This is a genomic window from Bradyrhizobium centrosematis, from assembly GCF_045571495.1.
Classification (GTDB): Bacteria; Pseudomonadota; Alphaproteobacteria; order Rhizobiales; family Xanthobacteraceae; genus Bradyrhizobium; species Bradyrhizobium centrosematis.
The window spans coordinates 7,052,022-7,065,896 of the sequence record NZ_CP120703.1 but is presented as its reverse complement, the minus strand read 5'-3'; the positions used below and the strand labels follow the sequence as shown (position 1 = coordinate 7,065,896).

The 13,875-nt window shown below is 63.5% G+C and carries 8 protein-coding genes; 6 read left to right on the top strand and 2 right to left on the bottom strand.

The window, feature by feature from the left end:
• Window positions 1-4 precede the first annotated feature (4 nt).
• The 5 genes from P6U31_RS33270 to P6U31_RS33250 all read left to right on the top strand — a co-directional run bounded on the left by P6U31_RS33270 (window position 5) and on the right by P6U31_RS33250 (window position 5,980).
• Window positions 5-1,156: a branched-chain amino acid ABC transporter permease gene (locus P6U31_RS33270; RefSeq protein ID WP_407185834.1), complete on the top strand. Its 1,152-nt coding sequence runs from the start codon at window positions 5-7 to the stop codon at window positions 1,154-1,156.
• Entirely contained in the window at window positions 1,153-1,911 is a 759-nt protein-coding gene (locus P6U31_RS33265; protein ID WP_407185833.1) for an ABC transporter ATP-binding protein, read from the top strand. The genes P6U31_RS33270 and P6U31_RS33265 overlap by 4 nt, the downstream gene beginning before the upstream one ends.
• A 4-nt stretch (window positions 1,912-1,915) precedes the next feature.
• Window positions 1,916-2,704, top strand: a complete 789-nt coding sequence (locus P6U31_RS33260; protein ID WP_407185832.1) for an ABC transporter ATP-binding protein — start codon at window positions 1,916-1,918, stop codon at window positions 2,702-2,704.
• 94 nt (window positions 2,705-2,798) lie between these two features.
• Window positions 2,799-4,637 carry an AMP-dependent synthetase/ligase gene (locus P6U31_RS33255; RefSeq protein ID WP_407185831.1) on the top strand — a complete coding sequence of 613 codons (1,839 nt, stop codon included), beginning with the start codon at window positions 2,799-2,801 and terminating at the stop codon, window positions 4,635-4,637.
• A 143-nt stretch (window positions 4,638-4,780) separates the two neighbouring features.
• Window positions 4,781-5,980 carry an ABC transporter substrate-binding protein gene (locus P6U31_RS33250; protein ID WP_407185830.1) on the top strand — a complete coding sequence of 400 codons (1,200 nt, stop codon included), beginning with the start codon at window positions 4,781-4,783 and terminating at the stop codon, window positions 5,978-5,980.
• Window positions 5,981-6,157: 177 nt separating this feature from the next.
• On the opposite strand, the gene P6U31_RS33245 is transcribed toward P6U31_RS33250, so the two are convergent.
• Together P6U31_RS33245 and P6U31_RS33240 are read right to left on the bottom strand one after the other, a co-directional pair.
• Complete coding sequence (locus tag P6U31_RS33245) at window positions 6,158-7,276, bottom strand: lysozyme inhibitor LprI family protein (RefSeq protein WP_407185829.1); 1,119 nt, start codon at window positions 7,274-7,276, stop codon at window positions 6,158-6,160.
• A 122-nt stretch (window positions 7,277-7,398) separates the two neighbouring features.
• Window positions 7,399-8,127, bottom strand: a complete 729-nt coding sequence (locus P6U31_RS33240) for a transglutaminase-like cysteine peptidase (protein ID WP_407185828.1) — start codon at window positions 8,125-8,127, stop codon at window positions 7,399-7,401.
• Between the two features lie 609 nt (window positions 8,128-8,736).
• Between P6U31_RS33240 and P6U31_RS33235 the strand changes: the two genes are divergently transcribed.
• Complete coding sequence (locus P6U31_RS33235; RefSeq protein ID WP_407185827.1) at window positions 8,737-13,815, top strand: VCBS domain-containing protein; 5,079 nt, start codon at window positions 8,737-8,739, stop codon at window positions 13,813-13,815.
• The last annotated feature ends 60 nt before the right edge of the window (window positions 13,816-13,875 follow it).

The window sequence follows — 13,875 nt, the reverse complement described above, 5'->3', positions numbered from 1 at the left end:
CGCCATGCGTTTCCTGTTCAAGACCGACTATGAGGACGACATCAAGCTGTTCCCGCATCCGGGCTATCTGGTCTCGTACGGCATCCTGCTCGCGCTGCTGCTGATCGCGCCCTATGTGCTCTCCAGCTATCTGATGAGCCAGCTGGTCTTCGTCTGCATCTATGCGACCGTCGGCGTCGCGCTCTTGATCCTGACCGGATTTACTGGCCAGGCTTCGCTCGGGCATGCCGCGTTCCTCGCCATCGGCGCTTACACGGCCGCGTATTTGCAGACATACAACGTGCCGTTCCCGGTCTACTTCCTCGCCGCCGGCGTCCTGACCGGCATCATCGGCGCGATGGTCGGCTTTCCCGCCCTGCGCCTGACCGGCATCTACCTCGTCATCGCCACCATCTCCTTTGCCCTGATCGTCGAGGAGATCCTGGCCCGCTGGGAGAGCGTCACCAACGGTAACGAGGGCATGCGGGTCAAGACGCTGTCGCTGCTCGGCGTCACGGTGCCGCGTGACAGCCCGACCTTCTATTATCTCTGCCTTGCCGTGCTGGTGCTGAGCATCGTCGGCACGCTCAATCTGCTGCGCTCACCCACGGGGCGTGCCTTCGTCGCAATCCGCGACAGCGAGACGGCGGCGCGCAGCATGGGCGTCAATGTCGCGCTCTACAAGGTGAAGTCCTTCGCGATCTCGGCGGCGATCACCGGCTTTGCCGGCGTGCTGTTCGCGCACAAGCTCTCCTTCATCTCGCCGGAGATGTTCACGCTGCAGCTCTCGATCGAGTTCATCATCGTGATCCTGATCGGCGGCGCGTTCAGCCTGCACGGCGCGGTGCTGGGCGCGATCTTCATCGTGATGATCGATCCGTTCCTGACCTATCTGAAGGACGACATGCCCGGCATGATCGCGGGTGTTGCCTCGACCTTCGGAGCCGGCCCGGCCGCCGCGGCAAGCATCAAGTCGAGCGTCGCGGCCTTCGCTTCGCTCAACGGCCTGAAGGGCGCGATCTACGGCATTATCATCGTGCTGTTCGTGCTGTTCGAGCCGCTCGGGCTGTACGGCCGCTGGCTCAAGATCAAGCTCTTCTTCCAACTGTTCCCGCTCTACAAGCGCGCCACCTTCAAGCGGCAGAAGATCTACGTGAAGTCGGAGCGGAATCGATGAGCTATTTCCGCGCCGAGAATCTGTCGCTGCACTTCGGAGGTCTCAAGGCGGTCGATGCGGTGTCCTTCGCGGTCGAGAGGGGCGAGATCCTGTCGATCATCGGGCCGAACGGCGCGGGCAAGAGCTCGATCTTCAACCTGATCTCGCGGATCTACCGGCCGACCTCCGGGCGCATCTTCTTCGAGGATCAGGACATCACGGAACAGCCGCCCTACGACATCGCAAAGCTCGGCATCGCACGGACGTTCCAGAACATCGAGCTGTTCGAGAACGCGACCGTGCTCTCCAATCTCCTGGTCGGTCGCCATCGGCATTCGACCACGCAGCTGTGGCAGGAGCTCTTGTTCCTGCCGAGCGTGCGGGCCAACGAGAAGGTACACCGCCGCAGGGTCGAGCAGGTCATCGAATTCCTCGATCTCGAGCCCTATCGCGACAAGCTGATCTCCGGCCTGCCTTACGGCGTGCGCAAGGTGATCGAGCTGGCGCGCGCATTGTGCACAGAGCCGAAGCTGATCCTGCTCGACGAGCCGTCCTCCGGGCTCAATGTCGAGGAGACCGACGACATGTCGTTCTGGATCCGCGACATGAAGAGCGAGCTCGGCATCACCGTGCTGATGGTCGAGCACGATATGTCGCTGGTCAATCGCGTCTCGGATCGCGTCATCGCGCTGAACTACGGAAGGGTGCTGGCGATGGGGTCGCCCGCCGAAGTGCAGCAGCACCCCGACGTCGTCGCCGCCTATCTGGGAGCCTGACCCGATGGATGCCGCGACCACACCCGACATCATCCTGAAACTCTCCAACATCGAGAGCTATTACGGGCCGATCATGGCGATCCGCGGCATCTCGCTGGAAGTGCCGCGCGGCCGCATCGTCACGCTGCTGGGGGCCAACGGTGCCGGCAAGACCACGGTGCTGAAGACCATCTCCGGCATTCTCGATCCACAGAAGGGCTCGATCGAGTTTCTGGGCAAGCCGATCCAGCGCATGGAGGCCGACCGGATCGTGCGGCTCGGCCTCAGCCATGTGCCGGAGGGGCGCGAGGTGTTCCCGTTCCTCTCGGTGCGCGAAAACCTGATGATGGGCGCCTATCCGCGCAAGGACCGCGACGGCGTGGCGGAGGATCTCGATCGGGTCTACGGCTATTTCCCCCGCCTGAAGGAGCGCATCAACCAGCCGGCCGGCCAGCTCTCCGGCGGCGAGCAGCAGATGCTCGCGATCGGCCGCGCCCTGATGAACCGGCCGACGCTGCTCCTGCTCGACGAGCCCTCGCTCGGCCTGTCGCCGCTGCTGGTGAAGGAGATCTTCACCATCATCCGCCGCGTCAACGAGGAGCAGGGCATGTCGATCCTGCTGGTCGAGCAGAACGCCAAGGTGGCGCTGGAGACGGCGCATTACGGCTACGTGCTGGAGATCGGCCGCATCGTGATGAACGACAGCTGCGACCGCTTGATGCATTCCCAGGATATCCAGGAGTTCTACCTTGGCGCCAAGGAAGCGGGCGCGCGCGGCGAGCGGCGCTGGAAAAAGAAGAAGACGTGGCGGTGAGGACGAGCTGGCAGTAAGATGAGATTGCCCAACCGCAAGCAAAGACCGCCGGCAAGGCAGGCAGCGGACGGGACGCGACAAGGAGGAGAGGCGCATGGTCCGCCCTGCGGTGCTGACGGTCGCTGATACGATCGCAAGGAGCTTCTTGCGCGCCGCCGAGACGCGGGGCGACCGGCCGGCGATCCGCGAGAAGAAATTCGGCATCTGGCAGCCGACGAGCTGGCGGGAGTGGCTGGAGATCTCCAAGGAAATAGCCTACGCGCTCCACGCGATCGGCTTCAGGCCCGGCGACGTCGCCTCCATCATCGCCAACGCCGTTCCTGAGTGGGTTTATGCCGACATGGGCGTCCTGTGTGCCGGCGGCGTGTCCTCGGGCATCTATCCGACCGACGCATCGTCCCAGGTCGAATATCTCGTCAACGATTCCGGAACGAAGGTCATCTTCGCCGAGGACGAGGAGCAGCTCGACAAGATCCTCGCCTGCCGCGCCCGCTGCGCGAGCCTGCAGAAGATCATCGTGTTCGACATGGAGGGCCTCAGCGGCTTCTCCGACGACATGGTAATGTCGCTCGACGAGTTTCGCGCGCTCGGCCGCAATCACATGGTCGGCCGGGAGGCGCTGTGGCCGGAGATGATCGACAGCCGCAGCGCCGGCGATCTCGCCATCCTCGTTTATACGTCCGGCACGACCGGCCCGCCCAAGGGTGCGATGCACGCCAATCGCAGCGTCACCCACCAGATGCGGCACGCCAACGACTTCATCCCGGCGCGAGAGGACGAGGATCGCCTGATCTTCCTGCCGCTCTGTCACGTCGCCGAGCGCGTCGGCGGCTATTACATCTCGGTCGCGCTCGGCTCGGTGATGAACTTCGCCGAGAGCCCGGAGACGGTACCGGATAATCTGCGCGAGGTGCAGCCGACCATCTTCCTCGCAGTGCCGCGCATCTGGGAGAAATTCTACTCCGCCATCACCATCGCGCTGAAGGATGCGACGCCGTTGCAGCAATGGGTCTATCGCCGCGCCATCGAGATCGGCTACCGCATGGTCGATTGTCGGCTCGAGGGCAGGGCGCCGCCGCTGTCGCTGCGCATCGCCAACGCCATCGCCTACCGGCTCGCCTTTCGCAACATCCGCCGCATGATCGGGCTCGACCGCTGCCGCACTGCCTTCACCGGCGCAGCACCGATCGCGCCGGAGCTGATCCGCTGGTACCTCGCACTCGGCATCGACATGCACGAGGTCTACGGCCAGACCGAGAATTGCGGCGTCGCCACCATGATGCCGGCGAAGCGGATCAAGCTCGGCTCGGTCGGCACCGCCGTGCCCTGGGGGGAGGTCACGCTGTCGCCCCACGGTGAGATCCTGATCAGGGGTGATTTCCTGTTCATGGGCTACCTCAATCAGCCGGAGAAGACCGCGGAGACGATCGATTCCCGCGGCTGGCTTCATACCGGCGACGTCGGCACCATCGACAACGAGGGTTTCGTTCGCATCACCGACCGGATGAAGGACATCATCATCACATCAGGCGGCAAGAATATCACGCCGTCCGAGATCGAGAACCAGCTCAAATTCTCACCCTATATCTCCGATGCCGTCGTGATCGGCGATCAGCGGCCGTACCTGACCTGTCTCATCATGATCGATCAGGAGAATGTCGAGAAGTTCGCCCAGGATCACGACATTCCCTTCACCAATTATGCCAGCCTGTGCCGGGCGGTGGAGATCCAGGACCTGATCTGGCGCGAGATCGAACACGTCAACGGGAATTTTGCCCGGGTCGAGACCATCAAGAAATTCTACCTGATCGAACGCCAGCTCACGCCGGAGGACGAGGAGCTGACCCCGACCATGAAGCTGAAGCGTGGCTTCGTGAACAAGCGCTACGCGGCCGAGATCGAGGCGATGTATCGCCAGCGCGCGGTGGCGTGAGGCATGCGCATGCCCGGAAAAAAGTGAGAACCGGCTTTCCGAGAAGGGGCATGCGCAGAAAAAAGAAAGTCGCGTTTGAGAAAGCGAGGGAGCGACGGCCCCCGCCCTTCGCGTAACACGGGCCTTTAGGAGAGGAGACGTCAATGTCGAAATCGTTCGGCGCATTCGGCCTTGCTGTGGGGGCCGTGGTGCTCACCTGTCTGCCGGCCGCGGCACAAACCAAGGTCACCAACGAGGGCATCTCGGCAAGCGAGATCGTGATCGGAACTCACCAGGATCTGTCGGGCCCGATCAAGGGCTGGGGCGTCCCGGTCTCCAACGGCATGAAGATGGCGGTCGAGGAGATCAACGCGGCCGGCGGCGTCAACGGCCGCAAGATCCGCCTGGTGATCGAGGACAGCGGCTACGATCCGAAGAAGGCCGTGCTGGCGTCGCAGAAGCTGATCGAGCGCGACAAGATCTTCGCGATGGTCGGCGCGATGGGATCGCCGACCGTGCTCGCCGCGCAGGACATCCTGCTCGATGCCGGCGTGCTGCAGCTCTTTCCGCTGACGGCGGCCGAGTTCACCTTCAAGTTCGATCCGGCCAAGCCGCAGGAGCGGCTCAAGTTCAACAACCTGCTGCCCTATGTCGAGAGCACGCGCGCGGCGCTCAAATACATGATGGAGTGGAAGAACTTCAAGAAGCCCTGCATCATGCATCAGGACGACGAGTACGGCAAAAACGTGCTGGACGGCTTCAACCAGCAGCTCACCGCCATGAAGGTGCAGCCGGCATCGATCACGAGCTACAAGCGCGGCGCCTCGGATTTCAGCGCGCAGGTCGCCAAGATGAAGTCCGACGGCTGCGACCTCGTCGTGCTCGGCGCGGTGCTGCGTGAGCCCATCGGTGCCATGACTGAGGCCAAGAAGCTCGGCTGGGACGTCACCTTCCTCGGCGCCACGCCCACCAACGTGATGGAAGTGCCGATGCTCGGCAAGGAGGCGGTCGAAGGCCTCTATGCCGCGAGCGGCTTCGAGATCCCCTATGAAGACACCGCGAAAGGCAAGGTCAAGGACTGGCTCGTCAACTACAAGAAGATGTTCGGCACCGACGCCAACACGCAGGCGATCATCGGCTACAATGCGATGATGACCTTCGCCTTCTATGCGCAGAAGGCGGGCAAGGATCTCACGGGTCAGAAGATGCTGGAGTCCCTGGAGTCCGGCGAAAAGTTCCTCGATATCTTCAACTCGCCCCCGACCAAGTTCTCCAAGACCGACCACCTTGCCAACACCATTACCCAGGTGCAGCAGGTCAAGGGCGGCCGCTGGGTGTTGGTGAAGGACAATCTGATGTTCTGATGTTTCTTTTTCACCCTCCCCTGGAGGGGGAGGGTCGATCGCGCGCAGCGCGAGCGGGGTGGGTGATCTCTCGGCACCGGCACTGTTGCATGTCGAGAGACTGTCACCCTACCCCGCCACGCATTCCGCTTCGCTCCATGCGTAGCGACCCTCCCCCTCCAGGGGAGGGTAAGAACCCTACGACCCCCCGCTCGCGGTGCCCGAATTCACCGGCGCGAGCTCGTCTTCCCGGCAGCGCCAGCCGTCGGCGGCTTTCACGAAGGCAAAGGTGCGCTGGATCCGCAGTCGGCGCGTCACGTTGAAGGCTTCGCCCGCGCGCTCCTTGTTGGCGGCGCCTGGCTGCGGACGGCCCGTCCTGGCGTCCCAGCAAGTGCCGGTGCAGATTGAGGCGACCTTGCTGCACATGGTGAAGGGCGCCAGCACGGCCATCTCGATTTCGCCCGTGACCTGTGCCTCCTGCTCGGTCACCTGGCTGTCGAGCGCGTAGACGCGGTTGATGCGCAGGAAGTTGCCGCAGGAATTGGCCGCATGGATTCGCGCGGCGCAGAAGTCGACGGCGTCGGTGTCGGGGATGCGGGCCGCGACCTGCCGGCCGAACACCTTCTTGGGATCCCCGTTCGCCGCGCGGATCTCGTCGGCCTTGCGCTTCAAATGCTCGGCGAGGCAGTCCTCCGCGAATTCGAGCTCCTGCAGCGGCACGTTCTCCTTGCCCACGAGATTGCATTTGCGGTCGCGCTCTCGGGTCCACCTTCCATATTCGGCGAAGGCAAAGCGCGCCGCGGTCGGGTCCAGCTTGCCGATCAGGTCAAGCACCTGGCCGTTCAGCTCCGTTTCGGCCAGCGCCAGCGCCGGGTCCGCACAGATCAGCGCGCCCGCTGCGGTGTTGGCTGCCAGGCAGTCGAAGTCGGGATCGCGCACGATCGCGGTGCGCTCCTCAGTCACCTTGAGCAGGCACGCTTTCACCTGGTCGAACTCGTCGGGGCGGATCGCGGTCTGTCCGACGATGCCGCAGCCGAGATTGCGCTGGCGGACCCAGATCGCATTCTCCTCGATGGCCGGCAGGCGGTCGGGCAGGCGGGCGAGCCGCGCCTCGATCGCCGTGTTCAGCTTCTCGGCGGCGGCGGCGAGCGTGGCATCACCGCAGAACAATTGATTGCCGGGGTCGCGAATCCGCTGGCAGTTGTTCTTGGCAAACAGCGGCAGCCGGCCGGCGATGGAGGGAGGCTCGGATTGCGCGAAGCCCGGTGCTGCCGGCAACGCCAGCAGCGTAAGCACAGACAGCACGATGAATCGCATTCCCGTCGCCCCTGCATGGAAGGCGCCATGCTAGCCGCCCGGAACGCTTGGTGGAATGGGGTTGTGGCGTGTGTGAAGTCGGCAGCCCGGATTTCGCTGCGCGCCGTCCGGGCTGCAAGCAATCAACGCGTCTCTGCCGCCATCGAGAAACGCACGGGTTCGTCGACATACTTCATCACCGCCGACTGGTAGAGCGTGAACAGCGGCTGGTAGCTCCGCGCGGCGTCGTCCTCGACCATCGCCATGCGGCGGTTGTCGAGCATCAGCCAATGGCCGTCGAGCCGCGCGGCGGCAACCGCATGCTCTTCGCCGGCCCTGACGTCGCGTACCACGACGATGCGGAGGTCCTCGGCGGCAATTCCTGCCAGCCGCAACGCGGCCAGCTTGGCAATGGCGTAGTCCTCGCAATCGCCGGCGCCGCTCGCGAAGGTCGCAAGCGGTGAGCTCCAGACGTCGTCGGTGCCGTCACTGGCGGCCCGGATGGCAAGGTTGATGGCGCGGTTGGTCTCGCCGAGCCGCGCGCGGCCGTCGCGGGCGCGGGCCTGGTCGACGATGGCGAGCAGCTTCAGGGCGGCAGGCGAAGCGCAATTGTCCCGATCGCCGTCACACAGCGCAAGCTGAACCATGTCGTCGTCGAGCCGGCCCTTCAGCGCAAGCCATTTTTGCCGCAGGCTGCCGGACGAGATGGCGAAGGCGAACACGCCGAACGGCTCGGCGGACTTGCGCACCAGCAGGCCTGCTCCCGGCGACAGCAGCGTGCCGGCGCGAAGATCGGCGGCCGATCCGAGCAGAATCAATCCGCACAGGACAAGGATTGCGCGCCAGGCGCGCGAGCGAGCAGCGGTCTCCATCTGACATCCCTTTCCCGGGCTTCGTCAGGTCTCCTCGACCTGGACGTGCCGGGCTTTGTTGCTTTCGTGCAGATAGTGCGAGACGGCCCGTATTGTTCTGCTTAATGCGCCCAGCAGGGCTTCCCAAATCCGCGGACAGGCTGAAACGGCGCTGCCCAAATTGCGTAAAATTCTAGGGATCGGGAGCTGTTCTGCCGCGAAGTCGCGCCAGGTGCAGGTGCAGGTTGTGGGGGTGCCGAATCCTGGGCGTATGGCTAACGACCCCTATTTCATGGGGTTCTGTTAGTTAGGTCACAGATTTAACTCCGTATTTGCGGCAGGATATTGCGGGGTCCCGCCTAAAGCAGATGCCGCAAGTATCCGTTCCATGACTATACAACAGATTTCTCCGGATGACTTTAAATGCGCGAAAATAGGCGGGATTCGACTTCAGAATACCTAAACTATTACTTTGGCTGCCCCGGAAGGGCCGTGCTCGCTCAGAGTTCCTGCCGCCAAGTGACGCGAAATCACACAAGCATTAGATGGTTTCGCTAAGGACTTGGTAATGCTATGCAAGCTTAGGCAGTCGATACTTACTTAAATTTTAACCCTTTTTACGGTGCCCGGTTGAATTACGCTGGCCAATTTGATGGCGCGATTGCTTTGGACGGCCTGGGTTCCCGCGCGCCCGCTGTTTCGCACGTCGAGTCCTTCACGGCGAAGGCGCATGGTCACGTGCCGGACGGCGCGGTCGTGGTTCCCGACCCCAACCTGATCTTCAACGGCGAGTTCAAGCGCACAGGCCTCGATCTGGTGCTGTCGCACGAGGGGCACGAGTTCGTCGTTCACGATTATTTCAGGGGCGACAAACGCGCGGCGCTCGCCTCGTCCGACGGCGCCCACCTCACCGGCGACGTCGTCAATGCGCTCGCAGGCCATGTCCAGCTTGCGCAAGCCGCGCCCGGCGCTGCCGCGGCCCAGGTCATCGGCCACGTCACCAAGCTCGTGGGCAGCGCGACCGCGATCCGCAACGGCGTCTCGGTCATCCTGAACAACGGCGACAACGTCGAGAAGGGCGACGTGGTCTCGACCGGCGCCGATTCGACGCTCGGCATCACCTTCATCGACGGCACTGTGTTCGGCCTGTCCTCCAATGCGCGGATGGTGCTGAACGAGATGGTCTACGATCCCAACGGGTCGAGCAATTCCTCGCTGCTGAGCCTCGTCGCCGGCACCATCACCTTCGTCGCCGGCGAGACCGCCAAGCACGGCGACATGAAGATCGACACGCCCGTCGCCACCATGGGCATCCGCGGCACCGCGGTGCTCACCCAGATCAATTTCATCGTTCCCGCCGGCGGCGGCGATCCGCAGCCGCAGGCAAGCTTCCAGGTGCTGGTCGAGCCGAATGGCACCACAGGCTCCTATATTCTGTTCGACAAGGTCACGCTGCTGCCGATCGCGACGGTCAACCAGGCCGGCCAGATGATCCAGATCAGCGGCGGCAACGTCTCGATCTCCAATGCGCTGATGTCGCCGGACGTGCAGAAGCTGATCACGGACGTGTTCACGCTGAAGTTCACCGACGCCAACACCAACACCAAGCTGACCACGAACTTCACCGACACGCTCACGCCGATGAGCCAGGATCTGGTGTTCAAGTCGGGATCCGGTGCAGTCGCGGTCGCAACCGTCGTCAACCTCAATCTGCAGACATCGGACAAGCCCAGCACGTCCACGCCGCCCATCGTGCGCATTCCCGGCCAGCCGAATGTGCAAAGCTTCGACGCCAGCGGCAATGTGAAGACGGCGTTCGCATTGACCGAGCGTACCGACACGACCGGCGACACGCATAGCGATACGATTTCCGGCCTGATCAGATTCGTCGATCAAAACCTCGGCGATCGGCCGACCGTGAGCATCAACCTCGCCGAAGCGCCGAACTACGTCTACAAGGACGCCGGCCAGCACGACGTCACCGCCTCGCTTTCGGCGCTCCAGAAGCAGGATATCGCAGCGACCCAGATCCAGATCAGCGTCGTTCCCGACGCCTCCAACGCCAACAACGGTTCGGCGGTCTGGACCTACACGATTCCTGACAACGTCTTCGACTTCCTCGCTGCCGGCGAAACCCTGACGCTGACCTACATGGTCCGCGTCGATACCAATTTCGTCGTGAACCCCGAATCCAAGCTCGTTCCGATCACCATCACGATCACGGGTACGAACGACAAGCCTACCGTCGCGACGTCGGGCGGAACCGTCATCGAAAAGATCGGGACCGGCAACCAGGCGCTCGACACCATCACGGGCACGGTCACCTTCACCGACGTCGATCTCACCGACCGGCCGATCGTGAGCGCCGCGCTCTCGTCCACCCAGCCGTTCAAATATCTCGATGCCAATGGCAACGACATCACCGCGACGCTGACGCCGCAACAGCTCGCCGCGATCGCCGCCGTCGAGCTGCCGCTGAAGGTGGTGCAGGGCGCGGGCAACAGCAACAATGGCTCGGCCACCTGGACCTACAGCGCCCCCGACCATCTGTTCGATTTCCTCGCCGACGGCGAGAAGCTGATCCTCAATTACGTGGTACAGGTCGACGACGGGCACGGCGGCGTCGTCAGCACGCCGATCACCGTGTCCATCAACGGTGCGGACGTCAATGTCGAGGGCACCAACGATTTGCCGACGATCGTCGGGGACGACACCATTCCGGCAGGTGCGGTGACCGAGGATACGGCGGCCACGCTCATTGCCAGCGGCATCGTTACGTTCAACGATCCCGATCTCACCGATACGCATACCGCGAGTTTCTCGCTGAAATCGACGACGTCGAGCGCGCATCTGCCCGGCTTCAACGACGGCATCTCGCATATCGGCACGTTCGCGCTCCAACCGGTGATCGAAAGCCCGGGAGTGAGCTCCCGCGGGTCGGTCGGCTGGACCTTTACGATCGACGACAACGATCCGGTGCTGCAGTCGCTGGCCCAGGGCCAGACCATCACGCAGGTTTACACCGTCACGATCGACGATCATCATGGTGGGACAGTCACCCAGGACGTCACGGTCACCATCACCGGCACCAACGATGCGCCGACCGTCACGAGCGATGCCGCGGCGGCCAAGGGAACGGTGACCGAGGATGCCGGTGCGACGCTGACGGCCGGCGGGACGCTCGCAATTCAGGACCTCGACCTGATCGACACGCACACGGCGCAGGTCGCGTTCAAGTCGTCGACCTCGAGCGCACATCTGCCGGGCTTCATCGACAACACCACGAAGATCGGCACCTTCACGATCGATCCGTCCGTGAATGAATCCAGCAGCGACACCGACAACGGTGCGACGCTGGGCTGGCACTTCAGTCTCGCCGACAGCGATCCGGTGCTGCAGTCGCTGGCCGATGGCCAGACCATCACCCAGGTCTATACGGTCACGTTCACCGACAACCACGGCGCAACGGTCTCGCAGGATGTCACGGTCACGATCAAAGGGACCAATGACACGCCGACCATCACCAGCGGTGCTGCGGCCGCGGCCGGAGCCGTGACCGAGGACACTGGCCTCACTTTGTCGATCGGCGGCACGCTGGCGATCCAGGATCTCGACCTGATCGACACCCATACCGCACAGGCGGTGTTCAAGTCGGCGACCTCGAGCGCGCCTCTGCCGGGCTTCGGCGGCAACGCGCCGCTCGGGAGCTTCACGATCGATCCATCTGTGCTCGAATCCAGCACCGACACCAATAACCATGCGACACTGGGCTGGCACTTCAGCCTCGCCAACAGCAATCCGGTGTTGCAGTCGCTGGCCGACGGTCAGACCATCACCCAGGTCTACACCGTCACCTTCACCGACAATCACGGCGCGCACGTCTCGCAGGACGTGACCGTCACGATCAAGGGCGCCAACGACGCGCCGACGATCACCAGCAGCGCCGCGGATGCCGCCGGAGCCGTGACCGAGGACGCCGCCGCGACGTTGTCGACCGGCGGCACGCTGGCGATCCAGGATCTCGACCTGATCGACACCCATACCGCGCAGGCGGTGTTCAAGTCGGCGATCTCGAGCGCGCCTCTGCCGGGCTTTGGCGGCAATGCGCCGCTCGGGACCTTCACGATCGATCCATCGGTGCTCGAATCCAACACCGACACCAATAACGGTGCGACACTGGGCTGGCACTTCAGCCTCGCCAATAGCGATCCGGTGTTGCAGTCGCTGGCCGACGGCCAGACCATCACCCAGGTCTACACCGTCACCTTCACCGACAATCACGGCGCGCACGTCTCGCAGGACGTGACCGTCACGATCAAGGGTGCCAACGACGCGCCGACGATCACCAGCGGCGTTGCCGCCGCTGCCGGGGCGGTGACCGAGGATGCAGCCGCGACGCTGTCGATTGACGGCACGCTGGCGATCCAGGATCTCGACCTGATCGACACCCATACCGCGCAGGCGGTGTTCAAGTCGGCCACCTCGAGCGCGCCTCTGCCGGGCTTCGGCGGCAACGCGCCGCTCGGGACCTTCACGATCGATCCATCGGTGTTCGAATCCAATGCCGATACCAATAACGGTGCGACGCTCGGCTGGCACTTCAGCCTCGCCAATAGCGATCCGGTGTTGCAGTCGCTGGCCGACGGCCAGACCATCACCCAGATCTACACCGTCACGTTCACCGACAATCACGGTGCGCACGTCTCGCAGGACGTCACCGTCACGATCACCGGTACCAACGACGCGCCGACGCTCGCCGATCTCCACATCGGTCCGCTCTCCGACACGGCTGCTGCCGACACCTTCTCCGATCTCACCGGAACACTGGCGGGCCACGATGCCGATACCGGCGAGACTGCGACGCTGACCTATGCCGTCCTCGATGCGGCTCACAATCCGGCGACGACGGTCGGGGGATTGTACGGGACGCTGACGGTCAATCCCGACGGCAGTTACAGCTACGTTCCCAACGCCGCGGCGATCAACGCGCTGGCGGAAGGATCCTATGCGGATGTTTTTACCGTCCAGACCACGGACGTGCATGGCGCGACCGGTACGGCTACGCTGACGGTGGACGTGACGGGTGCGGACGAGGCGAACGCCGCTCCGGTGATCGACGTCGATCAGATCAGCGTTACGCAAGAGGGCGTCCAGGTCTTCGTTCACGGCATCACGGTCACAGACGCCGACGCTGCTCCCAATGAAACCTTCGCGCTCACCGCGGCGGCGGATTCGGGCACATATGTGGAGCCTGCACCAACGTCAGATACCCTGGCGAGCATCAATTCGGCGCTCCAGGGGCTGACCTATACGGAGCCGAGCGAGGGCGGGCCTGCGACGGATAAGCTCGCGATCACTGTGACGGACAGCCACGGCGCAAGCGATACGGTCAACCTGATCTTCAACCTGACCGAACAAGGCCCGGTCACCCTCGCCAGCACGGACGGCAAGGACGTACTGTTCGGGACGGGCTATCAGGATCAGTTCGTGTTTGCGGCCAATTCCAACCACGACGTGATCCTGGATTTCACGCACAATCAGGACCATATCGATCTGTCGGCCGTCGTGACCACCGCCAGCGTGTCCGACTGGATGGCCCAGCATGTGGCCGCATCGGGATCAGACACTCTGATCACGCTTGACGCGGCAAACACCATCCTTGTGAAGGGCGTCGGCCTTCAGGCAAGCGATTTCATCGTGCATTCCTGACGGGCTTGGGCGAGCTCGATCGTCTGCGTAGCCGATCGGAGCTGCCGCCCGCCGTCAAAG

Excerpts from the sequence above, each read along its gene's own strand:
- P6U31_RS33270 (WP_407185834.1), top strand. The coding sequence starts at position 5 with ATGCGTTTCCTGTTCAAGACCGACTATGAGGACGACATCAAGCTGTTC.
- P6U31_RS33265 (WP_407185833.1), top strand. The coding sequence starts at position 1,153 with ATGAGCTATTTCCGCGCCGAGAATCTGTCGCTGCACTTCGGAGGTCTC.
- P6U31_RS33260 (WP_407185832.1), top strand. The coding sequence starts at position 1,916 with ATGGATGCCGCGACCACACCCGACATCATCCTGAAACTCTCCAACATC.
- P6U31_RS33255 (WP_407185831.1), top strand. The coding sequence starts at position 2,799 with ATGGTCCGCCCTGCGGTGCTGACGGTCGCTGATACGATCGCAAGGAGC.
- P6U31_RS33250 (WP_407185830.1), top strand. The coding sequence starts at position 4,781 with ATGTCGAAATCGTTCGGCGCATTCGGCCTTGCTGTGGGGGCCGTGGTG.
- P6U31_RS33245 (WP_407185829.1), bottom strand. The coding sequence starts at position 7,276 with ATGCGATTCATCGTGCTGTCTGTGCTTACGCTGCTGGCGTTGCCGGCA.
- P6U31_RS33240 (WP_407185828.1), bottom strand. The coding sequence starts at position 8,127 with ATGGAGACCGCTGCTCGCTCGCGCGCCTGGCGCGCAATCCTTGTCCTG.